The following is a 302-nucleotide window of genomic DNA, read 5'->3' on the forward strand; positions in this document are numbered from 1 at the left end:
AATACAGGAAGTACCTCGTCCGTATACGGGACAAACCGTACAGATCCCATGGCCTACAGTGTTCAAGAACCTGCTGCGGAAGCCACGCAGTGTTACGCATTCTCAGTTTATTCGTATGTTGCCAGACGCGATGCAGCAATATGTCATGGTGAAGGAGCTTGAGGTACGCAAGGATCGTCTGCAGGCACTGGCTCACTGGAGCGATGTATATACCGTACAACAGATTCAAGAAACGCTTGAGCAAGAAGGCAATGAAGCGACAGTTGCTTGTCTTACAGCAGCATTAGGCGTACAGCAAGGAA

The 302-nt window shown here is 49.3% G+C and carries 1 pseudogene; it reads left to right on the plus strand.

What is annotated here, in order from left to right:
• A pseudogene (locus tag M3661_RS31140) lies at nucleotides 1-302 on the plus strand (hypothetical protein); the annotation flags it as partial.

The sequence above is a fragment of the Paenibacillus sp. MER 180 genome (assembly GCF_023713665.1).
In the GTDB taxonomy this organism is placed as follows: domain Bacteria; phylum Bacillota; class Bacilli; order Paenibacillales; family Paenibacillaceae; genus Paenibacillus_B; species Paenibacillus_B suaedae.